The sequence below is a fragment of the Streptomyces sp. NPDC015130 genome (assembly GCF_043080005.1).
GTDB lineage: Bacteria > Actinomycetota > Actinomycetes > Streptomycetales > Streptomycetaceae > Streptomyces.
The window spans coordinates 112327-135279 of the sequence record NZ_JBIBVC010000010.1 but is presented as its reverse complement, the minus strand read 5'-3'; the positions used below and the strand labels follow the sequence as shown (position 1 = coordinate 135279).

General features: G+C 72.9%; 26 protein-coding genes, 1 pseudogene and 1 riboswitch. Of the genes and pseudogenes, 14 read left to right on the top strand and 13 right to left on the bottom strand.

Translation table 11 applies throughout. The features are described 5' to 3' along the window. The first annotated feature begins 136 nt into the window (after positions 1-136). Together ACF08F_RS22165 and ACF08F_RS22160 are read left to right on the top strand one after the other, a co-directional pair. The gene (locus ACF08F_RS22165; RefSeq protein WP_392300241.1) at positions 137-1318 is read left to right on the top strand and encodes an 8-amino-7-oxononanoate synthase; all 1182 of its coding nucleotides are present in this window, start codon (positions 137-139) and stop codon (positions 1316-1318) included. Positions 1319-1490: 172 nt separating this feature from the next. Then, complete coding sequence (locus tag ACF08F_RS22160) at positions 1491-1934, top strand: ATP-binding protein (protein WP_392300240.1); 444 nt, start codon at positions 1491-1493, stop codon at positions 1932-1934. Positions 1935-1992: 58 nt separating this feature from the next. Here the strand turns inward: ACF08F_RS22160 and ACF08F_RS22155 are convergent, their stop codons facing one another. The 3 genes from ACF08F_RS22155 to ACF08F_RS22145 form a co-directional block, all read right to left on the bottom strand. Further along, positions 1993-2469, bottom strand: a complete 477-nt coding sequence (locus ACF08F_RS22155; RefSeq protein WP_392300239.1) for a C40 family peptidase — start codon at positions 2467-2469, stop codon at positions 1993-1995. A 3-nt stretch (positions 2470-2472) separates the two neighbouring features. Further along, positions 2473-2680: riboswitch (cyclic di-AMP (ydaO/yuaA leader) on the bottom strand. A gap of 314 nt (positions 2681-2994) precedes the next feature. Further along, a complete protein-coding gene (locus ACF08F_RS22150; protein WP_392300238.1) occupies positions 2995-3300 on the bottom strand; it encodes a hypothetical protein in 306 nt (101 codons plus the stop codon). Between the two features lie 7 nt (positions 3301-3307). After that, positions 3308-3931 (bottom strand): ClpP family protease, encoded by a 624-nt coding sequence (locus ACF08F_RS22145; RefSeq protein ID WP_392300237.1) that lies wholly within the window; start codon positions 3929-3931, stop codon positions 3308-3310. Positions 3932-3998: 67 nt separating this feature from the next. Here ACF08F_RS22145 and ACF08F_RS22140 point away from each other — a divergent pair, with 67 nt between their 5' ends. Further along, the gene (locus ACF08F_RS22140; RefSeq protein ID WP_392300236.1) at positions 3999-4277 is read left to right on the top strand and encodes a type II toxin-antitoxin system Phd/YefM family antitoxin; all 279 of its coding nucleotides are present in this window, start codon (positions 3999-4001) and stop codon (positions 4275-4277) included. Between the two features lie 271 nt (positions 4278-4548). On the opposite strand, the gene ACF08F_RS22135 is transcribed toward ACF08F_RS22140, so the two are convergent. Continuing rightward, entirely contained in the window at positions 4549-5130 is a 582-nt protein-coding gene (locus ACF08F_RS22135; RefSeq protein ID WP_392300235.1) for a TetR/AcrR family transcriptional regulator, read from the bottom strand. A gap of 63 nt (positions 5131-5193) precedes the next feature. On the opposite strand from ACF08F_RS22135, the gene ACF08F_RS22130 reads away from it, so the two are divergent. Then, on the top strand, positions 5194-5730 hold the full coding sequence (locus ACF08F_RS22130; RefSeq protein WP_392300234.1) for an SRPBCC family protein: 537 nt from the start codon (positions 5194-5196) through the stop codon (positions 5728-5730). A 170-nt stretch (positions 5731-5900) separates the two neighbouring features. On the opposite strand, the gene ACF08F_RS22125 is transcribed toward ACF08F_RS22130, so the two are convergent. Then, entirely contained in the window at positions 5901-6911 is a 1011-nt protein-coding gene (locus ACF08F_RS22125) for an ABC transporter permease (protein ID WP_392300233.1), read from the bottom strand. A 103-nt stretch (positions 6912-7014) separates the two neighbouring features. Between ACF08F_RS22125 and ACF08F_RS22120 the strand changes: the two genes are divergently transcribed. The 7 genes and pseudogenes from ACF08F_RS22120 to ACF08F_RS22090 all read left to right on the top strand — a co-directional run bounded on the left by ACF08F_RS22120 (position 7015) and on the right by ACF08F_RS22090 (position 12613). Further along, on the top strand, positions 7015-7632 hold the full coding sequence (locus ACF08F_RS22120; protein ID WP_392300232.1) for a TetR/AcrR family transcriptional regulator: 618 nt from the start codon (positions 7015-7017) through the stop codon (positions 7630-7632). A gap of 166 nt (positions 7633-7798) precedes the next feature. Beyond that, on the top strand, positions 7799-8101 hold the full coding sequence (locus ACF08F_RS22115; protein WP_392300231.1) for an urease subunit gamma: 303 nt from the start codon (positions 7799-7801) through the stop codon (positions 8099-8101). Between the two features lie 12 nt (positions 8102-8113). Further along, positions 8114-8419, top strand: a pseudogene (locus ACF08F_RS22110) (urease subunit beta); the annotation flags it as partial. 118 nt (positions 8420-8537) lie between these two features. Next, complete coding sequence (locus tag ACF08F_RS22105; protein ID WP_392300230.1) at positions 8538-10259, top strand: urease subunit alpha; 1722 nt, start codon at positions 8538-8540, stop codon at positions 10257-10259. A gap of 14 nt (positions 10260-10273) precedes the next feature. Then, positions 10274-10936, top strand: a complete 663-nt coding sequence (locus ACF08F_RS22100) for an urease accessory protein UreF (RefSeq protein WP_392300229.1) — start codon at positions 10274-10276, stop codon at positions 10934-10936. Positions 10937-11177: 241 nt separating this feature from the next. Continuing rightward, positions 11178-11873, top strand: coding sequence for an urease accessory protein UreG (ureG, locus tag ACF08F_RS22095; protein ID WP_392300228.1), 696 nt, complete (start codon positions 11178-11180; stop codon positions 11871-11873). After that, positions 11870-12613, top strand: coding sequence for an urease accessory protein UreD (locus tag ACF08F_RS22090; protein ID WP_392300227.1), 744 nt, complete (start codon positions 11870-11872; stop codon positions 12611-12613). Before ureG ends, ACF08F_RS22090 begins: the two co-directional genes overlap by 4 nt. 35 nt (positions 12614-12648) lie before the next feature. On the opposite strand, the gene ACF08F_RS22085 is transcribed toward ACF08F_RS22090, so the two are convergent. Together ACF08F_RS22085 and ACF08F_RS22080 are read right to left on the bottom strand one after the other, a co-directional pair. Beyond that, positions 12649-13683 (bottom strand): NAD-dependent epimerase/dehydratase family protein, encoded by a 1035-nt coding sequence (locus ACF08F_RS22085; protein WP_392300226.1) that lies wholly within the window; start codon positions 13681-13683, stop codon positions 12649-12651. A gap of 64 nt (positions 13684-13747) precedes the next feature. After that, positions 13748-14467 carry a lysophospholipid acyltransferase family protein gene (locus tag ACF08F_RS22080; RefSeq protein ID WP_392300392.1) on the bottom strand — a complete coding sequence of 240 codons (720 nt, stop codon included), beginning with the start codon at positions 14465-14467 and terminating at the stop codon, positions 13748-13750. Between the two features lie 79 nt (positions 14468-14546). On the opposite strand from ACF08F_RS22080, the gene ACF08F_RS22075 reads away from it, so the two are divergent. Next, positions 14547-15593 carry a DUF3048 domain-containing protein gene (locus tag ACF08F_RS22075; RefSeq protein ID WP_392300225.1) on the top strand — a complete coding sequence of 349 codons (1047 nt, stop codon included), beginning with the start codon at positions 14547-14549 and terminating at the stop codon, positions 15591-15593. Between the two features lie 34 nt (positions 15594-15627). Here ACF08F_RS22075 and ACF08F_RS22070 read toward each other — a convergent pair whose 3' ends face one another. From ACF08F_RS22070 to ACF08F_RS22050, 5 genes are all read right to left on the bottom strand, one after another. Next, positions 15628-15849, bottom strand: a complete 222-nt coding sequence (locus ACF08F_RS22070) for a hypothetical protein (protein WP_392300224.1) — start codon at positions 15847-15849, stop codon at positions 15628-15630. A gap of 121 nt (positions 15850-15970) precedes the next feature. Next, the gene (locus ACF08F_RS22065) at positions 15971-16918 is read right to left on the bottom strand and encodes a cytochrome c oxidase assembly protein (protein WP_392300223.1); all 948 of its coding nucleotides are present in this window, start codon (positions 16916-16918) and stop codon (positions 15971-15973) included. 102 nt (positions 16919-17020) lie between these two features. Then, entirely contained in the window at positions 17021-18046 is a 1026-nt protein-coding gene (locus ACF08F_RS22060) for a 6-phosphofructokinase (RefSeq protein ID WP_392300222.1), read from the bottom strand. A gap of 146 nt (positions 18047-18192) precedes the next feature. After that, positions 18193-18921: a type 1 glutamine amidotransferase gene (locus ACF08F_RS22055; protein WP_392300221.1), complete on the bottom strand. Its 729-nt coding sequence runs from the start codon at positions 18919-18921 to the stop codon at positions 18193-18195. Positions 18922-18940: 19 nt separating this feature from the next. Continuing rightward, positions 18941-20188: a MurT ligase domain-containing protein gene (locus tag ACF08F_RS22050; protein WP_392300220.1), complete on the bottom strand. Its 1248-nt coding sequence runs from the start codon at positions 20186-20188 to the stop codon at positions 18941-18943. 125 nt (positions 20189-20313) lie between these two features. Between ACF08F_RS22050 and def the strand changes: the two genes are divergently transcribed. Further along, positions 20314-20874 carry a peptide deformylase gene (def, locus tag ACF08F_RS22045; RefSeq protein ID WP_392300219.1) on the top strand — a complete coding sequence of 187 codons (561 nt, stop codon included), beginning with the start codon at positions 20314-20316 and terminating at the stop codon, positions 20872-20874. 8 nt (positions 20875-20882) lie between these two features. On the opposite strand, the gene ACF08F_RS22040 is transcribed toward def, so the two are convergent. Then, positions 20883-21530, bottom strand: a complete 648-nt coding sequence (locus ACF08F_RS22040; RefSeq protein WP_392300218.1) for a TetR family transcriptional regulator — start codon at positions 21528-21530, stop codon at positions 20883-20885. A gap of 164 nt (positions 21531-21694) precedes the next feature. Between ACF08F_RS22040 and ACF08F_RS22035 the strand changes: the two genes are divergently transcribed. Then, a complete protein-coding gene (locus ACF08F_RS22035) occupies positions 21695-22912 on the top strand; it encodes an acyl-CoA dehydrogenase family protein (protein ID WP_392300217.1) in 1218 nt (405 codons plus the stop codon). Positions 22913-22953: the final 41 nt, after the last annotated feature.

Genomic DNA, 22953 nt, shown 5'->3' with positions numbered 1-22953 from the left:
GATCCTTGCCTACCGCGCACCTCCGGGCCAAGGAGGATCCGAACAAACGCCCCCGAACGAGGTGTGTGGATGACCACATCCCGACCCCGGCCCGCTCCGGTTAGGGTCTGTGGGCTGCCTACAAAAGGATCGCCGCATGCCACTGGCCGACGACGCCCGGGCCGAGGGCCCGCGCCGGACCGCGTTCGACTGGACCGACGCCGAGGCGCGCCACCGGGCGGAAGCCGGTCTGGTCCGTACGCTGCGGCCCCGGGCCGCCGAGTCGGAGCTGCTCGACCTGGCGAGCAACGACTACCTGGGCCTCACCCGCCGCCCCGAGGTCACCGAGGCGGCGGCCGAGGCGGCGCGGCGCTGGGGCGCGGGCGCCACCGGCTCCCGGCTCGTCACCGGGACGACCCGGCTGCACACCCGCCTGGAGCGCGAACTCGCCGAGTTCTGCGGCTTCGAGGCGGCCCTCGTCTTCTCCTCCGGGTACGCCGCCAACCTGGCCGCGCTCACCGCGCTCGGCGGCCGGGACGCGCTGATCGTCTCGGACGCCTCCAACCACGCCTCCATCGTGGACGGCTGCCGGCTCGCCCGCGCCGAGACCGCCGTGGTGCCGCACGCCGACCCCGAGGCCGTGCGCAAGACCCTGGAGGCGCGGTCGGCGGGGCGGGCGCTCGTGGTCAGCGACTCCGTCTTCTCCGTCGACGGCGACAAGGCGCCGCTGCCGGAGCTGGCCGAGGTCTGCCGCGCACACGGCGCCGGGTTCGTCGTCGACGACGCCCACGGCTTCGGCGTCCTCGGCGACGGCGGCCGGGGCGCCCTGCACGAGGCCGGCCTCGCGGGCGACGCGGACGTCGTCGCCACCCTCACCCTCTCCAAGTCCCTGGGCAGCCAGGGCGGCGCGGTCCTCGGCCCCGCCCGCGTCGTCGAGCACCTGGTGAACGCGGCGCGCACCTTCATCTTCGACACCGGGCTCGCACCGGCGGCCGCGGGCGGCGCGCTCGCGAGCCTCCGGCTGATCGCCGCCGAACCGGCGCTCGCCGGCCGGGCGCGGACCGTCGCCGCCACCCTGTACGAGCTCCTCACGGCGGCCGGACTGACCGCCGCGCGGCCGGACGCGGCCGTGGTCTCGGTGCGCGCCCCCTCGCCCGAGGCGGCGCTGCGCTGGGCGGCGGACTGCCGCGAACAGGGTCTGGCGGTCGGCTGTTTCCGGCCTCCGTCCGTCCCGGACGGCATCTCGCGCCTGCGGCTCACGGCCCGCGCCGACCTGACGGATTCCGAACTCGACCGGGCGGTGCGGACGATCCTGCGCACCGCGCCCGCCGGCGCCTGACGACGTCGACTCCGCTGCCCAAGAGCGTTTCCGGGCAGCAGAGTTCACCGCTTCGGGCGATAGATGCGCACATATCGTGGTGGAACCCCGTACGGGGCGGCACGATCGGTGGCACTCTGACGCGAAGCGCAATCCGGGGTGGTGTCCCCGGCGGGAAAGGGACAGCGCCGCCATGGCAGACCATCAGGAAGTAACCGTCACTCTGCCGAGCGATCCCGCCTCGGTCCGCACGGCACGCAGATACGTGGCGGACGTTCTGGGGGACTGGGGGCTCGACGGTGACGCGGAGATCGCGGACTCGATCCGGCTGATCATCTCGGAGCTGGCCACCAACGCCGTCCAGCACACCTTCGGGCAGTCGCCCACCTTCACGGTCGACCTCCGGCTGGAGCGGGAGGAGCGGCTGCACATCGGTGTGACGGACAGCCATCCCCGCTGGCCCCGCCGCCTCCCGGCGGCGGTCCAGCAGGACAACGGGCGGGGCATGGTCATCATCCGTGTCCTGGCGGCGGAGGCCGGTGGCCGCCTCTCGGTCACTCCGACCGAGGAGGGCGGCAAGACGGTCTGGATCACGCTGCCGTGGACGACGGCCCCGCTGTCGGGCTCGTACCGCTGAGGCGAGGGGTGCGGCGGCGCCACCGCACCCCTCGTCACGGGTCAGCGCCCGGGGGCCGTCACCGGACGCGGCCGTAGTAGACCTTCGACGACCAGATCTTGTCGAGCTTCACCCAGGAGCCCGTCTTGGGCGAGTGCCAGATCTTGCCGCTGCCGGCGTAGATGCCGACGTGGTAAACCCTTCCACCCGAGTGGAAGAAGACCAGGTCCCCCTTCTGCCTGCTGGCCTTGGAGATGTGCCGGGTCTTGTTGTACTGCTGCTGCGCGGTGCGAGGCAGCGACTTGCCCGCCTTCTTGTACGCGTAGAGCGTCAGACCGGAGCAGTCGAACCTCGTGGGTCCGGCCGATCCGTACCGGTAGGGCGATCCTTTCTTGGACACGGCGACGCTCAGTGCCTTGTTCGCGTGTGACGTCGCTGCCTGGGCCTCCGGTGCCGCACCGGGTGCGAACAGCGTGCCGCCGACGGCGGCGAGGGTGAGAGCCGAGACGGCTCCGGCCCGGGACAGCAGGGACGGGACATGCATCTGCGCGGTCATGCGCAACCCTTCGTCAGCCGCCTGAGAAGGATGACCTGTCGGGTTCGGGCAGGCGAAGATGCCCGGCCGCGGCTGCGGCTTCACCCCAAGGAGCGGTCCTCGCTGTCGTGACAACGCGAACGCCCCGTACTGATTGGGTCCTCCACTCCTGCCGATCCACTCCTGTCGACCAGACGTCCGGGACAGCGGCAGGACTCGGCGTCCGCCCGGACCGCCCCGCCGCGGTGGCGGGGGCTTGTCGTCGACAGGGATCTTGACCCACGACATGGGCGAAAACCGAGCTGAAACGGCGATATGTGAGGCTCCTCACGACTGATCCGTTCAGGTGGACAGGGAGCCTTTGTGATCTTCAGAGGTTTGGCCGACGAGCCGCGTACCAGCGATGGAACGTTCGATTCCGCCAGATGTGTACACCTGTTGCGCAACTTTCCCGCCGCATGTGTCGACTCATCGACTACGCCGAACGGGCGAGGGATTCTGCGGCGGGCGTCGGCCGACCGGACCTCGACACGACACGCGAGAATGTCAACTCGCCCGGGTCCGAGGGACGGTGACGCGGTCGGCCCGGCGCTCCCCGTCCAACACCCTTAGGGCGCGCGCCAGTGTGTCCGTGTGGACCTCGGCCTCGCCCCGCATATGCATGAGCGTCAGGGCCTCGCGCAGTGCCTCCGCACGTCCCACCAGGGCCTGCGCCGCGCGCAGCGCCCCATAAGTATGCGTGGACCTGGATGGATTGATCTTCCCCAGGAGGTCGACGACTTCGAGGTACGCGTCGACGAGTTCACCCTCCGCCCGGGTCAGGGCGGGCAGTGGCGGCAGTTCGGGGACCACGGCCGGGTCACCGCTCCGTACCGCCGGCGGCGGCGCGCCGGTTCGCGACCACGTGGTCCGCCAGGCCGTACGCGACGGCCGCCGGTGCGTCCAGGACGGTCAGCCGGTCGGTGTCGGCGTCGATCCGCTCCCGGTCCTGTCCGGTGTGCTCGGCGAGCATCCCGCTGACCAGCGCCCGCAGGCGCAGCAGCTCGGCGGCCTGGAGGTCGAGGTCGCTCAGCTGTCCCTGGAGGGGCTCGTCCAGGGTCGGCTGGCGGAGTGTCACGCGGGCGCCGGGCAGGATCAGGCGCTTGCCCGGGGTGCCGGCCGCGAGCAGGACGGCGGCGGTGGAGACGGCCTGGCCCAGGCAGGTGGTCTCCACGTCGCAGGAGAGCGACCGCATCGTGTCGTAGATCGAGGTCATGGCGCTGATGGAGCCGCCGGGGGAGTTGATGTAGAGGGAGATGTCCTGGCCGGGCGCCGCGTGGTCGAGATAGAGGAACTGGGCGATGGCGTCGTTGGCCGAGGTCTCGTCGACCGGTGTGCCGAGGAAGACGATCCGGGACTCCAGGAGCTTCGAGTACGGGTCGAGGGTCCGGGTCCCGAAGCTGGTCCGCTCCGTGAACTCCGGCAGAACGTAGCGCGCGTCCATGACTGAGCACCTCCATCGAGCTGTCTGTAAAAAATGTACAGGACGTACAGACCGTAAGATGGGGAGCATGACCTACGAGATCCCGGTGACGCAAGCGCGGGCTGAGCTCGCCGACCTCATCAACCGCGTCGTGTACGGCGGTGAGCGCGTGGTCGTCACCCGTCACGGGAAACCCCTGGTCGCCCTGGTCTCGGCCGCTGACCTGGAGGCTTTGGAAGCGGACGGGGAGCCGCCGACGGAGCAGGTGATCAGCTCGGTCTCCGCGCTGCGACCCGTCGACTCCGCCACGGGCGAACAGCGCCGCTTCGGCATCGCCGCCCACCACCGCGACCCGGGCGTCTCCTGAAGGGCGCCTCTTAGGGGTGGCACCGGCGGCTGGGGCCGCCTCGGATCAGCGCGCGCGGCCGCTCTTCGGCCGCGCGCGCTGTGCTGTGCGCCCCCTAGGCCCTGTCGTCGAACTCCCGCCTGCCCCGCGACGACATGCGCGCACTCTCGCCGCACCGGGCGCGGGCCCGCGTACGTCCAGTACGCGGGTCCGCGCCCGGCACGCCGAGAGCACGCACCTGCCGCGGCAGGGCCCGCCCTTCGGGCGGACGACGGGAGTTTGACGACAGGACCTAGCCCAGAAGTGCCGCCGTGCACTGCTCCGTGAGGTCCTCGGCGTGCGTCGGCAGGGGTGTGCCCGCGCGGAGGTGGCGGCGGACCACGGTCAGCGGGAGGTCGACGAGCGCCAGCGCGATGCGCTCCCGGGCCTGCTCGTCCTGGGCGCCCAGGGCCTCCGCGAGGTCGGCCAGGGCGGCGAACACCCGGGCGTTGCCGGAGTCCGCGCGCCGGGTGTGCTCCTCGGACCAGTCGGCGCGGCCGAAGTCGGCTGCGCCGTAGAGGAGGAGTGCCGCCTCGTCCGGGTTCTCGCGGCACCAGGCCACCACGTGCCGGGAGGCCGCGCGGGCCGCCCGTCGAGGGTCGGGCTCGTCGGTCAGGACCGCGAAGTAGCCCTCCTGGAAACGTTCCACCGTACGCAGCCACACCTCGGCGAGCAGCGCCGCCCGCCCGGCGAAGCGGTGGTACACGGAGCCGCTCGGCGCGCCGACGGCCTGGGCGACCGCCGACATGGTCACCGCGGCGGGTCCGCCGGAGGCCGCGAGGCGGACGGCGGCGTCGAGGAGCTGGTCCGTGTCGAAGCGGGGTGGTCTCGCCATGAATCAGAGAGTACTCTCCAATTAATTGGAGACAGGTCTCCAATACTCTGGAGGGGAGGACGCATGGGCGTCCACAACGTGCACGAGCGCCTGCTGCCCGCGAAGGAGAGTGAGGTGGGTGCGCTCATCGACACCCTGGCGAGCGGGGAGGGCGACCGGCTCTGGCCCGGCGCGGCCTGGTCGCCGATGGAGTTCGACCGTCCGCTGGGGGCGGGCGCGGTGGGCGGCCACGGCCCGGTCCGCTACACCGTCGCCGGATACGCGCCCGGGCGCTGGATCCGCTTCGAGTTCACCGGGCCCCGCGGCTTCCACGGCTTCCACGAACTGGCCGTGCTCCCGCTCGGCCCGGACCGCACGCGCCTGCACCACACCCTCACCATGGCACCCCGGGGCCTGGCTCGACTGACCTGGCCCCTGGCCTGGCGCCCGCTGCACGACGCCTGCCTGGAGGACGGCCTCGACCGCGCCGAACTGGCCTGCACCGGCACGCTGCGACGCCCGGCCCGCTGGTCGCCGTACGTGCGCCTGCTGCGCGCCTTGGCCGGCGCCGCGACGCGCCGGGAGAGGGGTGGGCGGGGAGTCGGCGGCGCGAGAGCGTGATCTGGCCCGTCGGAGGGTGGCGGACGAAACCCCGGGCGCCGAGTCACTGACGAGCCGTCAGGAGGTATGCGGTCGTGCGGTGATGCCCGGGGCCTCCCCTGCGCACGGAAGAGCCGCGCGCCCCCCTCCGCTACAGCGGGGGCGCGCGGCCGTACTGAGGGCCCGTGGGCTCAGCCCATGGGTGCCGGGACCGGGGCGGGCGCCGCCGCCGACTCCGTACGGACTCCGCGTCCGCGGGCGCCCAGCGCGGTCGCGGTCAGGCCCGCGACCGCCCAGGCCGCGAGGACGAGGAGCGGGCCTGCCGCCGTCGCGCCGTCGAAGAAGGCGACGGACCGCAGGGCCGAGCCCCCGGCGCCCGGCGGCAGCAGCTGACCGAACGAGCCGACCGCGGAGGGCAGCAGCTCGGGCGCGCTCGACACCCCGGAGAACGGGTTGCCGATCAGGATCATGAGCAGCGCCGCGAGCCCGAAGCCCGGCTTCCCGATGAGCGCGGCGAGTCCCGCGAACGTCGAGCCGATCGCCAGGACGGTGAGCGACAGGACCCCGGCCTCCGCCCACCAGTCGCCGGTGAGCGCGCCGAGCCAGCTGTCGGCGAGGGCCGTGCCGACGAGGCCGGCGAGCACCGAGGCGCCGACGAGGGTGGCCGCCGCCCGGGCCCCGCGCAGCCCGAGGAGGGTCGTGACCACGCCCGCAGCGGCCCCCGCCAGGGCGAGGGGCAGCAGGCTGGAGGCGAGCACGGCCCCGCGCGGGTCACCGGCAGGGGCCGCCACCACGTCCGTGACCTGGACCTTCGTGCCCTCCGGGGCCTGCGCGGTGACGGCCTCCCGCAGCAGCCCGGCCACCACCGGACTCGCCGCCGAGGCGGTGAGCAGCTCCGTACCGCCCGGTGTCACGACCACCGCTCCGTATACGTCCCGGTCCGCTATCGCGGCGCGGGCGGCGGCCTCGTCCTCGTAGCGGTGGACCTCGAAGGCGCCCTCGTGGCTGTCGAACCCGCGCTCCAGGGCGGCGACCGCCGTGGCGGGGCCGGCGACGCCGATCGGCAGGTCGCGGGGGGCCGTCCGGGCCGCCGGCCAGGCGAAGGCCCAGAGGGCCAGGGCCACGACGGTCGGGATCAGCACCATCACCGCGATGGTTCTGCGCCCCGCGCCGAGGGAGGGGGCGGTGGTGGTGGCGGACATGACGTCCTCGATTCAAAGAGAAGGATCGTTCGTTTTTCTTGGTCTCACTGTCCTGCTCGGCCGGGAAGTTGTCAAGAATGAATATTCGTTTTAGATTCGGGCCATGGCTCGTGTCTCCCAGGAACACCTCGACGCCCGGCGGCGGCAGATCCTCGACGGCGCGGCGCGCTGCTTCGCCCGGAACGGCTTCCACGCGACCTCGATGCAGGACGTGCTGGCCGAGGTCGGCCTGTCGGCCGGCGCGGTCTACCGGTACTTCCGCGGCAAGGACGAAATCGTCGCGGCCATCGCGAGCGAGGCCTTCGCCGGCATCCGGAGCGCGTTCGAGGAGGCGTCCAGGGCCACCCCGCCGCCCACCCCCGACGTCCTGCTCGGCGCGGTGCTCCGGCTCTTCCTGGAGGAGCGGATCGAGGGCGCCGACCGGCAGGCCTTCGCGCGGCTGATCATCCAGGTGTGGACGGAGACGCTCCGCGACGAGGCGCTGGCGAAGACCCTCGCCGAGGGTTACCACGGCATGCGCGCCGCCTGGACGGACCTCGTCACCGCGTACCGCGAGAGCGGCATCCTGCGCGCCGACGTCCCCGCCGACCACGTGGCCCGCACGCTGATCGCCGTCGCCCAGGGGTTCATCGCCCAGCAGGCGCTCTTCGGGGACGTGGCCGTGGACATCCTGGAGGACGGACTCAGAGGTCTGATGTCGATGTCCGTCGACGCGGTCTGATGATCATGGAAACGCAAAGCCGGAGTTAACGAGCCGGAAAAACTTCCGCCCTAACGTGCAATGTCTGGCCGCGGACCACTTCCTGAGACGTCAACACCCTGTTGAAGGTGGGTAGGGTCCGCAGCTGTCCGGGTGCCGTCCCGGTCGACGACTGTGAGGTGGAAGAGTGCAACTGAGCCCGCACGAACAGGAACGCCTGCTCATTCATGTCGCGGCCGACGTGGCCGAGAAGCGCCGCGCGCGGGGAGTGAAACTCAACCACCCCGAGGCCGTCGCCCTGCTCACCTCCCACATCCTGGAAGGCGCCCGGGACGGCCGCACCGTCGCGGAGCTCATGGCCTCCGGCCGCAAGGTGCTCTCCCGCGAGGACGTCATGGAGGGCATCCCCGAGATGATCCACGACGTCCAGGTCGAGGCCACCTTCCCGGACGGCACCAAGCTCGTCACCGTCCACGACCCCATCGTCTGAGCGGGGGCACCGATGATCCCCGGAGAGATCCTCTACGCGGAGGACCCCGTCGCCCTCAACGAGGGGCGCCCCGTCACCCGAGTGACCGTGCTCAACGCCGCGGACCGGCCCGTCCAGGTCGGCTCCCACTACCACTTCGCCGAGGTCAACCCGGGCCTGGAGTTCGACCGCGCCGCCGCGCGCGGGCAGCGCCTCCACATCGCCGCGGGGACCGCCGTCCGCTTTGAACCCGGCATCCCCGTCGAGGTCGAGCTCGTCCCGATCGCCGGCCGCCGGACCGTCCCGGGTCTGCGTGGCGAGACGGCGGGCCCCCTCGACGTCGAGCCCGCCGCCGTCGCCACCGCCGACGTCACGGCCGTCGCCACCCCCGACGTCACGGCCGTCGTCACCGCCGGCCCCACCCCCGCCACGGCCACCGGCCCGAACGGAGCCCCCCGTGCCTGACCTGCACCGCGCCGTCTACGCCGACCTGTTCGGCCCCACCACCGGCGACCGCATCCGGCTCGCCGACACCGACCTCCTCGTCGAGATCGAGGAGGACCGCTGCGGCGGCCCCGGCCGCGCCGGCGAGGAGGCCGTCTTCGGCGGCGGCAAGGTCATCCGCGAGTCCATGGGCCAGGCCCGCACCACCCGCGCCGAGGGCGCCCCCGACACCGTGATCACCGGGGCCGTGATCATCGACCACTGGGGCGTCGTCAAGGCCGACATCGGCATCCGCGACGGCCGGATCACCGCCATCGGCAAGGCCGGCAACCCCGACACCATGGACGGTGTCCACCCCGACCTCGTGATCGGCCCCGAGACCGAGATCATCGTCGGCAACGGCAGGATCGTCACCGCCGGCGCCGTCGACGCCCACGTCCACTTCATCTCCCCGACCGTCGTCGAGCAGGCCCTCGCCACCGGCGTCACCACGCTCGTCGGCGGCGGTACGGGACCCGCCGAGGGCACGAAGGCGACCACCGTCACCCCCGGCCCCTGGCACCTTGCCCGGATGTTCGAGGCCCTGGACACCTTCCCCGTCAACATCGGTCTGCTCGGCAAGGGCAACACCATGTCCCGGGAGGCCATGCACTCCCAGCTCCGGGGCGGAGCCCTCGGGTTCAAGATCCACGAGGACTGGGGCGCCACCCCGGCGGTCATCGACGCCTGCCTCGGGGTCTGCGAGGAGACCGGCGCCCAACTCGCCATCCACACGGACACCTTGAACGAGGCGGGCTTCGTCGGAGACACCCTCGCCGCCATCGCGGGCCGGACCGTCCACGCGTACCACACGGAGGGCGCGGGCGGCGGGCACGCCCCCGACATCATCACGGTCGTCTCCGAGCCGTACATCCTGCCCAGCTCGACCAATCCGACCCGCCCGCACACCGTCAACACCATCGAGGAACACCTCGACATGCTGATGGTCTGCCACCACCTCAACCCGGCGGTCCCCGAGGACCTCGCCTTCGCCGAGTCCCGCATCCGGCCCTCCACGATCGCCGCCGAGGACGTCCTCCACGACCTGGGCGCCATCTCGATCATCTCCTCCGACTCCCAGGCCATGGGCCGCATCGGCGAGGTGATCATGCGGACCTGGCAGACGGCCCACGTCATGAAGAAGCGGCGCGGCGCCCTGCCCGGCGACGGCCGCGCCGACAACCACCGGGCCCGCCGCTACGTCGCCAAGTACACGATCAACCCGGCCGTCGCCCAGGGCATGGACCACCTCATCGGCTCCGTCGAGACCGGCAAGCTCGCCGACCTCGTGCTCTGGGACCCCGCCTTCTTCGGGGTGAAGCCGCTCCTCGTCGTCAAGGGCGGCCAGATCGCGTACGCGCAGATGGGCGACGCCAACGCCTCCATCCCGACCCCGCAACCCGTCATGCCCCGCCCCATGTTCGGCGCGCTCGGCAAGGCGGCCGCGGCCGGCTCCGTCAACTTCACGGCCCGCGCCGCGATCGAGGACGACCTGCCCCGGCGGCTCGGCCTGCACAAGGAGTTCACCGCGATCGGCGACACCCGGCGGGTCACCAAGGCCGACATGCGGGAGAACGACGCCCTGCCCCGGGTCGAGGTCGACGCCGACACCTTCTCGGTGTCCATCGACGGGGAGCCGGTCGAACCGGCACCGGCCGCCGAACTCCCCATGGCCCAGCGCTACTTCCTCTTCTGAGGGGCCGGTCGACGATGACACGCTCCACGCTCCTCGTGCTCGCCGACGGACGGTTCCCCGCCGGCGGGCACGCCCACTCCGGCGGTGCCGAGGCCGCGGTCAAAGCCGGCCGCATCAAGGACGCCGACGACCTGGAGGCCTTCTGCCGCGGCAGGCTCCACACCACCGGCCTCACCGCGGCGGGCCTGGCCGCGGCCGCCGCCCACGGACTCGACCCGTACGAGCTCGACGCCGCCGCCGACGCCCGGACCCCCTCACCCGCCCTGCGGGCCGCCGCCCGCCGGCTCGGCCGCCAGCTGATGCGGGCCGCCCGCGCCACCTGGCCGAGCCCCGAACTCGACGCGCTGGCGGCTGCCTTCCCGCGCGGAGCCCATCAGCCCGTCGTCCTCGGGGCCACCGCGCGGGCCGCGGGGCTCGGGCCCGAGGACGCCGCGCACTGTGCCGCGTACGAGACGGTCGGCGGTCCCGCCACCGCCGCCGTACGCCTCCTCGGCCTCGACCCCTACCGGGCGACCGCCGTCCTCGCCCGGCTCGCACCGGAGATGGACGACGTCGTCGCCCGCGCGACCGCCGCGGCGCGCCAGGGCATCGAGGCGCTGCCCGCCGCGTCCGCTCCGCTGCTCGACCTCACCGCCGAACAGCACGCGAGCTGGCCCGTCCGCCTCTTCGCCTCCTGAAGCACCCGGCCGACCCGGCACCCGGCCACCCGGCACCCGGCCACCCGGCCGACCCGGCCACCCGGCTGACCCGGCCACCCGGCTGACCCGGCCACCCGGCTGACCCGGCCACCCGGCCGACCCGGCCACCCATCCGACAGGACCGCCCGGCCACCCAGTCACCCGGCCGGGTGGCCGTACGACACGAACGCCCACCCCGCACATCCCACCCGCGACCCCCACGACCCCCGGGAGCCTCCCCATGCACCTCGACCACGGTCACACCCACCACGGAGCGGTCTCCGCCGACGCCCACCGCCCCGACGGCACCCGCCGCGCGCTGCGCGTCGGGCTCGGCGGACCGGTCGGCTCCGGCAAGACCGCCACCGTCGCCGCCCTCTGCCGGGCCCTGCGGGACACCCTCTCGATCGCCGTCGTCACCAACGACATCTACACCCGTGAGGACGCCGAGTTCCTCCTGCGGAACGCCGTCCTGCCGCCCGAGCGCATCCAGGCCGTGGAGACCGGCGCCTGCCCGCACACCGCGATCCGCGACGACATCTCCGCCAACCTCGAAGCCGTCGAGGAGCTGGAGGAGGCCGTCGGCCCGCTCGACCTCATCCTGGTCGAGTCCGGCGGCGACAACCTCACCGCCACCTTCTCCAAGGGACTCGTCGACGCCCAGATCTTCGTCATCGACGTGGCGGGCGGCGACGACATCCCCCGCAAGGGCGGACCGGGCGTCACCACCGCCGACCTCCTCGTCGTCAACAAGACCGACCTCGCCCCGCACGTCGGCTCCGACCTGGAGCGCATGGCCCGCGACGCGAAGGAGCAGCGCGGCGAACTCCCCGTCGCCTTCACCTCCCTGCGCGCCGAGAACGGTGTCGGACCCGTCGCCGACTGGGTCCGCGGCCGACTCGACGCGTGGACCGAGGCCGGGGCGCCGGCCGCGTGAGCCTGCGCGCCACCGCACGGATCGCGGCCGCCGCCGACGGAGGCCTGCCGGTCCTGGCGAGCGACGGCCCGCTCGCCCTGCGCCGCACCAGGGCCGCCGCCGGCTGGACCCGGGTCACCGTCGTCGGGGCGATGAGCGCCCCGCTCGGCGGCGACCGGCTCGCGATCGAGACAGAGGTACGGGACGGGGCCCGGCTCCTGGTCGACTCCGCCGCCGCCACCCTCGCCCTGCCGGGCCACAGCGCCGAGCCCGCCACCTACGACGTCCGGATCGCCGTGGGGGAGGGGGCCGTCCTGCGCTGGCTGCCCGAGCAGCTCGTCTCCGCCCACGGCTCGGACCTGCTGATGCGCACCACCGTCGAGCTCGCCGCGACGGCCCGGCTCGTCCTGCGCGAGGAGCAGATCCTCGGCCGGCACGGCGAGCCGCCCGGCACCCTGCTGACCCGCCTCACCGTCCGCCGCGCCGGACGCCCCCTGCTCGACCAGGAACTGACGTACGGGCCCGGGGCCCCGGGCGGCTGGGACGGCGGCGCGGTCCTCGGCGGTCATCGGGCGACCGGGCAACTCCTCGTGGTGGAGCCCGACTTCGCCGACAAGCCGGTGGAGCCGGGACTGCTCGGCGAGGGGGCCGTGATCGCCCCGCTCGCCGGCCCCGCGGCACTCGTCACCGCCGTCGCGCCCGACGCCCTCGCCCTCCGCCGCCTCCTCGACACGGCCCTGGCCGCCCTCGCCCCGAGCTGAGCCGGGTCCCGCGGCCCGGCCCGGGGACGGCCGGATCAGCCCCGGGAGCTCAGCCAGGCGTCCTCCGCCGCGTAGTCGAAGAAGTCCACCCCGTACTTCGCGAGACCCGGGAAGGCCTCCCGCCAGTCCCGGTCCGCCAGGTGCGCGGTCAGCCACGCCACCGTCCCGGGGAGCGACTCGGCGTACGACACCACCGGCCGGTACCCCAACTCCCGCTCCGCCGCCGCCATGTCGTAGACGATCGGATGCGGCGCGGTCCACGGAGTGGATCCCACCGTGCCTTCCGGCGCCCCCTCCATCAGCACGAACTCGCTCCGCACGCCCAGCACCGCGTCGATCGCCGCCCCGATCTCCGCCACGGTCGGCGCCTCGGGGTCGGCGCCGTTGAGCACCCGGCTCCCCGGCTTCGCCGCCGCGAGCCGCACGAGCTCGGCGAGGTTGTCCACATGGGCCGGATGGAACCGCGAGGCGCCGCCGTACGCGAGGACGCGCACCGGCCGTCCGTCGAGCGCCCGCTTGACGAACCACAGCTCGCGCGGCCCCGGGCAGTACGGCCCGTGGATCGCGCCCGCGCGCAGCAGCGTCGTCGGCAGTGCGTCGCCCGCCGCCAGCAGCTCCTGCTCCAGGGCGATCTTCCGTGTGCCGTACGTGCCCTCGCCGGGTGCGACGGTCGGCCAGTCCTCCGGGGTGGGCACCGGGAAGGCGGGGAAGCCGTCGGGCCGGTCCTGGGTGTCGAAGCTGCGGCCCTCCGCGTCCTCGTAGACGGCGCCGCTCGACACCACCACCGCGGAGCCGATCCGGTCGGCGAGACCGGTCAGCTGCCTGCCGTGCCCGCCGTCGTACGCGACGATGTCGACGAGCACGTCGCAGCCGTCGCCCAGCCCACGCGCGAGCGCCCCCTCCTCGGTCCGGTCGAGCCGCACCGACCGGACCTCGTCCGGCCACCTCTCGTCCCGCGCGCCGCCCCGCGAGGCGGCCGTCACCTCCCAGCCGTCCGCGACGAGGGCCCGCACGGCCGCCCGCCCCACCTGTCCCGATCCACCGAGTACGAACGCGTTTCCCTTGGTCATGACCGTGACGCTACGAGCGCCGGGAGCGGAGCCCCAAGCGATTGCGCCGTGCGCGGATCAGCCCTCAGCGTTCCCGGCGGCGGAACTTTCGCGCGGGCTCCTCGTTCCCCGCCTCCGCCGCCTTCACCACCGCCGCGTACTCGTCCACGTACTCCTGCCCGGACAGCCGCAGGATCTCGTACATGATCTCGTCGGTCACTGCGCGGACCACCGCCCGCTCGTCCGCCGACCCCGCGAAGCGCGAGAAGTCCAGCGGGGCGCCGAAGCGGATCGTGACCCGGCGGATCCGCGGCACCACCTTGCCCGGCGGCTGGATCTCGAAGGTGCCGACCATGGCGCACGGCACCACCGGCACCCCGGCGGTCAGGGCCATCACCGCCACCCCGACCTTGCCCTTGTAGAGCCGCCCGTCGTGGGAGCGCGTGCCCTCGGGATAGATCCCGAGCAGCTCGCCCTTGTCCAGGACACCGAGCCCCTCGCGGATCGCCGCCTGCCCGGCCTCCTTCCCGGACCGGTCCACCGGGATCTGCCCGGCGGCCCGGAAGAAGGCGGCGGTCAGCCGCCCCTTGAGGCCGGGCCCCGTGAAGTACTCCTGTTTGGCGAGGAAGGTGATCCGCCGGTCGAGCACGACCGGCATCAGGAAGTGGTCCGAGAAGGAGAGGTGATTGCCCGCGACGATCGCCGCGCCCTCCTCCGGGACGTGCTCGAGACCCTCGATCCGCGGCCGGAAGAGCAGCCTCAGCAGCGGCCCCAGCAGTACGTGCTTCAACAGGTGGTAGAACACCCGCGACCCCCGTTCGTCGTCCGTCATGCCCGTTGTATCGGCGCGCGGGCCCGTGGTCCACTGGTGGGGGAGCGTCACGATGACGGGACAACGCGGAACGAGACGTCCCGGCCGTGTCCTCACCGCGGTGCTCTGCGCGGTGACGGCGGCCGGACTGTACGGCTGCTCCGACCCCGGACCCCGCGAGCCGAGCCCCACGCCGACGCCCCCGCCCGCCACGACGGCCCCCGGCACCACGGCCCCGGCGCCCGCCACCACACCGCCCGCGGCCGCCGGCCGGTCACCGCTCACGGGACTCCCCGCGCGGCCCGCCCCCGTCCTCGCCGTGAAGATCGACAACGTCGCGGCGGCCCGCCCCCACACCGGTCTGGGCGCCGCCGACCTCGTCTACGTCGAACAGGTCGAGGGCGGTGCGACCCGGCTCCTCGCGGTGTACTCCTCCCGCCTCCCCGAGCTCACCGGACCCGTCCGCAGCGCCCGCGAGTCCGACATCGCGCTCCTCGCGCCCTTCGGTGAGCCGGTGCTCGCCTACTCCGGCGCGCAGAGCCGCCTGAACCCGCTGCTGGACGCCGCACCGCTGCACCTCGTGACCGAGAGCACCGCCCCCGGGGCCTTCCGGCGCTCCGCGGACCGGGCCGCCCCGCACAACCTCTACCTCCGCCCGGCGCGCGCCCTCGCCACCGATCCGGCGGCGGAGAACGCCCAGGACATCGGCCTCCGCTTCGGGGCCGCACCGCCCGGGGGAACCCGGGTGGACACGTCGACGGTCCGCTTCCCGGCCGCCCGCTACACCTTCACCTGGTCCGCCTCGGACCGTGCCTGGCGCGTCGCGATGGACGGCCGCCAGGCCCGTGCCACGGACTCCGGACCGCTCACCCCCGAGACGGTCGTCGTCCAGCGCGTCACCATCCGGCCGTCCGCCTTCCAGGACCGGTTCGGCGCGGTCTCGCCGTACACGGAGACCACCGGCAGCGGCACCGCGCTCGTCCTGCGCGACGGCCGTTCGTACGAGGCACGCTGGTCCCGGCCCACGCCCGACGCGGGCACCACCTTCACCACCCCGGACGGGGCGCCCCTCGCCCTCGCCCCGGGACAGACCTGGATCGTCCTCGCGCCGCGCGGTTAGGGGCCGGCCTTCGGATCATGCAGGGCCCGCGGGGTCAGGGCTGTGGCGTGCCCGGGCGGCCGGGTCGGCCCGGCCGGTGCCTGCGGGGACCGGCCGGCGCCGAGCTGTCCGCCGCCGCCATGCCGATCGTGGCCACCACCAGCACCATCAGACCGAACCACAGCCAGCCGCTGCTGCCGAGCGCCACCGTGTACGTCGTCGTCAGCACGAGCGCCGCGCCGGTGAGCGCCGCCATCGTCTTCGTGGGACCTGACATCGGTCCGCCTCCTCCCGACCGGGGCCGCGGAAGTCGTCGTCCCCATCGTGACCCCGGAAGGGGGGCGCGCGCTACTCCCTGGACGCCCCCGCGTGCGCCGGGGCCGGAAGGGACCCGGCCGTCAGCCCTTGGCCCGGAGCGAGGCCAGGTACGCGTTGTAGGCCTCCAGCTCCTTGTCCCCGTTCCGGTCGGCGGCCCGGTCCATGCGGACCGCCTGCCGCTGCTCGGAGTGGTACCACTGGTAGACCAGCGCGATCAGCACCAGCACGGACGGGATCTCGCTGAACGCCCAGGCGATGCCGCCCGCCGCGTTCTGGTCGCTCAGGGCGTCGATCCCCAGCGAGGCCGGCGGGCTCATGTACGTCCCGACCATCGGCTCGCTCGCCATCATCAGAGCGATGCCGAAGAACGCGTGGAACGGCATGCCCGCGAACAGCTCCAGCATCCGCATCACGTAACCGGGCCGGTGAGGGCCCGGGTCCACGCCCATGATCGGCCAGAAGAAGACCAGGCCGACCATCAGGAAGTGCACCATCATCCCGATGTGCCCGGGCTTGGAGCCCATCAGGAAGTCGAAGAGCGGCGTGAAGTACAGCGCGTACAGGCTCGCGATGAACATCGGGATCGTGAAGCCCGGGTGCGTGATCACCTTCATGTACCGGCTGTGCAGCAGCTTCAGGAGCAACTCGCGCGGTCCCGTCGAACCCCGGTCCGCCACCGGCAGCGCCCGCAGCGCCAGCGTCACCGGCGCGCCGAGGAGCAGCAGGATCGGCGACAGCATGGAGATCACCATGTGCTGCACCATGTGCACGCTGAACATGACCATGCCGTAGTCGTTCAGCTTGGTGCACATCACCAGGGCGATGCTCAGGACACCGACGGTGAAGAACACCGTCCGGCTCACGGGCCACGCGTCACCGCGCCGCCGCAGCCGCGCCACCCCCCAGCCGTAGAGGCCGAGCCCCGCGAGGCAGCCGATGAGGAAGAAGAGGTCGGGAGAGAACTCCAGGCCCCGCGCCAGCGTGAACGGCGGCAGATCCATGGTCATGCCGTGCCCGCTGTGATCCATCTGAGTACTCCTGGAGCCCGATTCGCGCTTGTTGTCCGCACCAGACTAGAACCGCCCCCGGCCGCGATCGCGACCGGGGGCGGTTCTGGGCTCAGGGCGTCGTCAGAGCACGCACTCGGCCTCGTCGTAGCGGTCCTCGGGGACCGTCTTGAGGGACTCGACGGCCTGCGCCAGCGGGACCATGACGATGTCCGTGCCGCGCAGCGCGGTCAGCATGCCGAACTCGCCGCGGTGCGCCGCCTCCACCGCGTGCCAGCCGAAGCGGGTGGCGAGGACGCGGTCGTACGCGGTCGGGGTGCCGCCGCGCTGGACGTGGCCGAGGATGACCGGGCGGGCCTCCTTGCCGAGGCGCCGCTCCAGCTCGACGGAGAGCTGGTTGGCTATCCCGGTGAACCGCTCGTGGCCGTAGATGTCCTTGCCCGCGGACTTGAAGTCCATCGAGCCCTCGCGCGGCTTCGCGCCCTCGGCGACGACCACGATCGCGAACCGCTTGCCGGCCTCGAACCGCTCGCCGACGCGGGCGGTCAGCTCGTCGATGTCGAAGGGGCGCTCCGGGACGACGACGGCGTGCGCGCCGGCGGCCATGCCGGAGTGCAGCGCGATCCACCCGGTGTGGCGGCCCATGACCTCGACGACGAGGACCCGCTGGTGCGACTCGGCGGTCGTCTTCAGCCGGTCGAGCGCCTCGGTGGCGACGGTGACGGCCGTGTCGAAGCCGAAGGTGACGTCGGTGGACGCGATGTCGTTGTCGATGGTCTTGGGGACCCCGACGATCGGCAGGCCCGCCTCGGAGAGGAGGTTGGCCGCCTTCAGGGTGCCCTCGCCGCCGATCGGGATGATGGCGTCGAGGCCCAGGTCGGCGACGTGGCCGCGGGCGCGCTCGACGCCGCCGACCAGGTGCGCGGGCTGGACCCGGGAGGAGCCGAGGATGGTGCCGCCGCGGGCGAGTATGCCGCCCACCGCGTCGAGGTCGAGCTTGCGGTAGTCGCACTCCAGCAGGCCCTTCCACCCGTCGTGGAAGCCGATGACCTCGTCACCGTGGTCGACGACGGCGCGGTGCACGACGGAACGGATGACGGCATTCAGACCGGGGCAGTCTCCGCCGGAGGTGAGCACACCAATGCGCATAGCCCAAAAACCTTTGCAACGTGGGCCGACTCCCGGACCACGTCGTCCGGCTGGATCCCCGCCACCCTATCGGTGCTGGGTGGCGGGGCCGAAACGGATGTCCGCACAGTGGACACCGTAGTTTCCTACGAGCCCGTGAGCGGGCGTCAGGCGGGCTGCGTGGCCGACGCGATGCGCTCGGCGCGCAGCGCCTCGTACCACCGGTCGTCGGTCGGCGGCAGCGCGTTCACATCGAGGGCCAGCTTCAGGAGCAGGTCCGCGATCTGCGGGTTCCGGGCCATGACGGGGCCGTGCATGTACGTACCGAAGACGGTGTCGTTGTACGCGCCCTCGGTGCCGTCGCCGGTCCCGTTGCCGTTGCCGAAGACGGTCCGGGCGAACGGCCGGGCCGTCGGGCCGAGGTGGGTGATGCCCTGGTGGTTCTCGAACCCGGTGAGCTGGGGCAGCCCGAGGCGCGGGTCGATGTCCGCGAGGACGTCGCCGACGCACCGAGCGCCCTCGCCACGGGTCGTGATCACGTCGAGCAGGCCGAGGCCGGGCTGGCGCTCACCGACGTCGTTGATGAACTCGTGGCCCAGGATCTGGTAGCCGGCGCAGACCGAGAAGATGATCGCGCCGTTGGCCGCGGCCCGGGGCAGACCGCCGTCCCGGAGGAGCCGCTCGGCGGCGAGCCGCTGCGGGCGGTCCTCGCCGCCGCCGATCAGATAGATGTCGCCCGAGGTCGGGATCGGCTGGTCGCTGCGGACGTCCACGCGCTCGACGTTGAGTCCGCGCTGGAGGGCGCGGCGCTCGACGACGAGGACGTTGCCCTGGTCGCCGTAGGTGCTGAGCAGGTCCGGGTAGACCCAGACCAGGCGCAGGCTGCTGTCACTCATGCTGCAAGTCCTCTACGGGTCAGTTGCCGACGCGGCGGCGGACGTCCTGGAAGGCGGTGTAGTTGGCGATCAGCTCGATCTGCCCGGGCGGGGCCATCGAGACGGCCTCGTCGAGCGTCTCGCAGACGCGGAAGTCCACACCCGCGACCTCCAGGCGGACCGCGAGGTCCAGCCGACGGTCGCCGATCACCATGATCGGGTGGCCGGCGAGCCGCCCGTAGTCCACGTCCCACAGCCAGGAGGTGTCCGTGCCGTCGGCGCCGCGCGCGTTGACGGAGAGGATCACCGGGGCGGGCGGCCCGTCGATCAGGGAGAAGGTCTCCAGCCAGCCGGCGGGGTTCTTCGCGAGCAGCAGTCGCAGCTCGCGGCCCTGGAACGAGACGACGTCGTAACGTCCCGCGACGGCCTGCACCTGGTACATGCGCTCCAGGGCGACCTGCGGGGGCACGCCGAAGACGGCGGCGACGGCGGCCGAGGTGGCGGCGTTCGCCTTGTTGGCGCGGCCGGGCAGCTGCAGCCGGATCGGCCAGGCCGAGCCGTGCGGGTCGAGCACGTGGTCGCCGTTGAGCGCCCAGCTCGGGGCGGGACGGCGGAAGCCGCACTCACCGCAGAACCAGTCGTCGCCCGGACGCTGCATCACACCGCCGCAGGCGGGGCACGACCAGGCGTCGTCCTTCCACTCCTGGCCGGCCGCCACCCACACCACGTTCGGGGAGGAGGAGGCGGCCCACACGATGAGCGGGTCGTCGGCGTTGGCGACGACGACGGCCTTCGTGCCGTTGAGTCCCTCGCGCCACTTCTCGGCGAGCATGCGGGTCTCGGCGGCGCGGTCGAGCTGGTCGCGCGAGAGGTTGAGCAGCGCGATGACCTTGGGCGTGGTGTCGCGGGCGACGCCGGCGAGGTACTTCTCGTCGACCTCGATGACGCCGTACTTGGAGTCCGAGCCGCCGGCCAGCGCCGAGGTGATGCCCGCGGGCATGTTGGCGCCGAGGGCGTTCGAGACCACGGGGCCGGCGGCGCGGAGCGCCTCCGCGATCAGCCGGGTCGTCGTCGTCTTGCCGTTGGTCGCCGACACCAGGACGACGTCCAGATGCTGCGCGAGCCGGCCGAGGAGGTCCGGGTCGAGCTTCAACGCGACCTTGCCGCCGATCACCGATCCGCTGCCGCGCCCCGCCGCCCGCGACACCGCGGCCGCGGCCCTGCCCGCCGTCACGGCCAGCTTGGCACGCGGCGACAGCGGCTCTGGATTACCGGGGTGTCCTGACATCGTTCTTGTTCCTCCTTGCGTCGGTCCGGGCTCAGCCTATCGAGATCAGGCCAGCAGCCCGAACAGCGGCACCACCGGAGACCGTGCGAAACGGCCTGGTCACGGCGGACCGTACCCTTACGGCCATGCGAAACCGTCCCATCCCCGGCAGTTCCGGCCTCGTCCGAGCGATGACTCTGCTCGGCGACCCCGTACTGCACACGCCCTGCGAACCCGTCACCGACTTCGGCCCCGAACTCGCCCGGCTCGTCGAGGACATGTTCGCCACGATGTACGCGGCGAACGGCGTGGGTCTGGCGGCGAACCAGGTCGGTGTGGGCCTGCGGGTCTTCGTCTATGACTGCCCCGACGACGAGGACACGCGCCACCTGGGCCATGTGGTGAATCCGACGCTGGTCGAGGCCGACGGCGACATCGTCCGGGGCCCCGAGGGGTGTCTCTCCCTGCCGGGCCTGGAGGCGCCGACCCCCCGTTTCGACCGCGCCGTGGTGGAGGGCGTCCGGCTGGACGGCACTCCGGTACGGATCGAGGGCACCGGGTTCTTCGCCCGCTGCCTCCAGCACGAGACGGACCACCTGAGGGGCGGGGTCTACGCCGACCACGTCACGGGGTGGCGTAAGTCACGTCTGCTGCGCACGATCCGCAAGCAGCCGTGGGGCGGCGGCGCGTCCGTGCTGGAGGGCTGAGCGTCCGGTCAGAACCCCGGTCCGCCGGGGAGGTCGTCGGCCAGCGCGAGCCGGCCCCACAGCAGGTCGGCCAGGCTGCTCACCAGCTCGGCGCGGGAGCAGGGGCGCTCGCCGAGCCACCAGTCGCCGGCCGCGTGCATCATGCCGACGATGCCGTGGCCCCAGATGCGGGCCTGGGCCTCGGCGGCGGGTCCCAGGTCGACGCGCTCGGCGATGACCTGGCCGAGCTCCTCGCCCATGCGGCGCAGCAGCGGGGCCGAGTGGCGGCCGACGTCGAAGCCCTGCTCGGACTGGGTCGACTCCTCCGCCGGGTGCATGAGGAAGCGGTAGACCTGGGGCATCGCCTCGATCGAGGCGAGGTAGGTGTCGAGGGTGGACTCGACGCGCCGGCGCCGGTCGGCGGGGGCGTCGAGCGCCGTCCGGAGAGCCGAGAGCAGGGCGTCCGTGTGGCGGGTGGCGAGGGCGCGGTAGAGGCCGCCCTTGTCGCCGAAGTGCCGGTAGAGGATCGGCTTGGTGATGCCGGCCTCCGCCGCGATGGCGTTCATGGACGCCTTGGGGCCGTCCCGGAGCACCACCCGGTCCGCCGCCTCCAGCAGTTCGCGCCGTCGCTGTTCCGCGGGCTTCTGCTGGTCGGTGGTCCGGTGTGTGATGTCCATAAGCGTGTCTCCCCGCCCGTGCGATTCCGTGAGGCTGTCGCAACGTAACACCCGCCCGGCACCCCGTGCCGGGCGGCCCGAAGTGCTCCGCCGCAGGTTGACAGCCCGTACCCGCCGGTAACAGACTGCTGTTACCGCAAGTAACGTACTGCTGGGAGGGAACTATGGCCGAGTTCACGCTCGAACTCAACGACGACCAGAAGCAGGTCCGCGACTGGCTTCACGGCTTCGCCGCCGATGTGATGCGTCCGGCCGCGGCCGAGTGGGACGAGCGTGAGGAGACCCCCTGGCCGATCATCCAGGAAGCCGCCAAGCTCGGAATCTACTCCCTCGACTTCTACGCCCAGCAGTTCTTCGACCCGACCGGCCTCGGCGTCCCCATGACCATGGAGGAGCTCTTCTGGGGCGACGCGGGCATAGCCCTCTCCATCGTCGGCACCGGCCTCGCCGCCGTCGGCGTCCTCGCCAACGGCACCGAGGAGCAGATCGGCACCTGGGTCCCGCAGATGTACGGCGACGCGAACGACGTGAAGGTCGCCGCCTTCTGCTCCTCCGAGCCCGACGCCGGCTCCGACGTCGCCGCCATGCGCACCCGGGCCGTGTACGACGAGGCCAAGGACGAGTGGGTCCTCAACGGCACCAAGACCTGGGCGACCAACGGCGGCATCGCCAACGTCCACGTCGTCGTCGCCGTCGTGGACGCCGAGCTCGGCTCCCGCGGCCACGCCTCCTTCATCGTCCCGCCGAACACCCCCGGCCTTTCCCAGGGCCAGAAGTTCCAGAAGCACGGCATCCGCGCCTCCCACACCGCCGAGGTCGTCCTGGAGGACGTCCGCATCCCCGGCCACTGCCTCCTCGGCGGCAAGGACAAGCTCGACGAGCGCCTCGCCCGGGCCCGCGAGAAGGCGAAGGCGGGCGGCGGCGCGAGCGTGAAGAACGCCGCCATGGCCACCTTCGAGGCCTCCCGCCCGGCGGTCGGCGCCATGGCCGTCGGCACCGCCCGCGCCGCGTACGAGGTCGCCCTCGACTACGCGAAGACCCGGGTGCAGTTCGGCCGCCCCATCATCGAGAACCAGGGCGTCGCCTTCCAGCTCGCCGACATGCGCACCCAGATCGACGCGGCCCGGCTCCTCGTCTGGCGCGCCTCCTGGATGGCCACCGCCGGCAAGCCCTTCACCTCGGCCGAGGGCTCCATGTCCAAGCTGTACGCGAGCGAGGTCGCCAAGCAGGTCACCGGCCAGGCCATCCAGATCCTCGGCGGCAACGGCTACACCCGGGAGTACCCGGTGGAGCGGATGCACCGCGACGCCGCCATCTACACGATCTTCGAGGGCACGAGCGAGATCCAGCGGATGGTCATCAGCCGCGCGCTCGCGAAGTAGCCGGCGCCGGGGGCGGGCACGGGACACCCCGCCCCCGGACG

Excerpts from the sequence above, each read along its gene's own strand:
- ACF08F_RS22135 (WP_392300235.1), bottom strand. The coding sequence starts at position 5,130 with ATGGCGAGACCACCCCGCTTCGACACGGACCAGCTCCTCGACGCCGCC.
- ACF08F_RS22060 (WP_392300222.1), bottom strand. The coding sequence starts at position 18,046 with ATGCGCATTGGTGTGCTCACCTCCGGCGGAGACTGCCCCGGTCTGAAT.
- ACF08F_RS22125 (WP_392300233.1), bottom strand. The coding sequence starts at position 6,911 with ATGTCCGCCACCACCACCGCCCCCTCCCTCGGCGCGGGGCGCAGAACC.
- ACF08F_RS22075 (WP_392300225.1), top strand. The coding sequence starts at position 14,547 with ATGACGGGACAACGCGGAACGAGACGTCCCGGCCGTGTCCTCACCGCG.
- ureG (WP_392300228.1), top strand. The coding sequence starts at position 11,178 with ATGCACCTCGACCACGGTCACACCCACCACGGAGCGGTCTCCGCCGAC.
- ACF08F_RS22130 (WP_392300234.1), top strand. The coding sequence starts at position 5,194 with ATGGGCGTCCACAACGTGCACGAGCGCCTGCTGCCCGCGAAGGAGAGT.
- def (WP_392300219.1), top strand. The coding sequence starts at position 20,314 with ATGCGAAACCGTCCCATCCCCGGCAGTTCCGGCCTCGTCCGAGCGATG.
- ACF08F_RS22085 (WP_392300226.1), bottom strand. The coding sequence starts at position 13,683 with ATGACCAAGGGAAACGCGTTCGTACTCGGTGGATCGGGACAGGTGGGG.
- ACF08F_RS22070 (WP_392300224.1), bottom strand. The coding sequence starts at position 15,849 with ATGTCAGGTCCCACGAAGACGATGGCGGCGCTCACCGGCGCGGCGCTC.
- ACF08F_RS22140 (WP_392300236.1), top strand. The coding sequence starts at position 3,999 with ATGACCTACGAGATCCCGGTGACGCAAGCGCGGGCTGAGCTCGCCGAC.
- ACF08F_RS22165 (WP_392300241.1), top strand. The coding sequence starts at position 137 with ATGCCACTGGCCGACGACGCCCGGGCCGAGGGCCCGCGCCGGACCGCG.
- ACF08F_RS22155 (WP_392300239.1), bottom strand. The coding sequence starts at position 2,469 with ATGACCGCGCAGATGCATGTCCCGTCCCTGCTGTCCCGGGCCGGAGCC.
- ACF08F_RS22055 (WP_392300221.1), bottom strand. The coding sequence starts at position 18,921 with ATGAGTGACAGCAGCCTGCGCCTGGTCTGGGTCTACCCGGACCTGCTC.
- ACF08F_RS22050 (WP_392300220.1), bottom strand. The coding sequence starts at position 20,188 with ATGTCAGGACACCCCGGTAATCCAGAGCCGCTGTCGCCGCGTGCCAAG.
- ACF08F_RS22065 (WP_392300223.1), bottom strand. The coding sequence starts at position 16,918 with ATGGATCACAGCGGGCACGGCATGACCATGGATCTGCCGCCGTTCACG.
- ACF08F_RS22100 (WP_392300229.1), top strand. The coding sequence starts at position 10,274 with ATGACACGCTCCACGCTCCTCGTGCTCGCCGACGGACGGTTCCCCGCC.
- ACF08F_RS22035 (WP_392300217.1), top strand. The coding sequence starts at position 21,695 with ATGGCCGAGTTCACGCTCGAACTCAACGACGACCAGAAGCAGGTCCGC.
- ACF08F_RS22120 (WP_392300232.1), top strand. The coding sequence starts at position 7,015 with ATGGCTCGTGTCTCCCAGGAACACCTCGACGCCCGGCGGCGGCAGATC.
- ACF08F_RS22160 (WP_392300240.1), top strand. The coding sequence starts at position 1,491 with ATGGCAGACCATCAGGAAGTAACCGTCACTCTGCCGAGCGATCCCGCC.
- ACF08F_RS22145 (WP_392300237.1), bottom strand. The coding sequence starts at position 3,931 with ATGGACGCGCGCTACGTTCTGCCGGAGTTCACGGAGCGGACCAGCTTC.
- ACF08F_RS22040 (WP_392300218.1), bottom strand. The coding sequence starts at position 21,530 with ATGGACATCACACACCGGACCACCGACCAGCAGAAGCCCGCGGAACAG.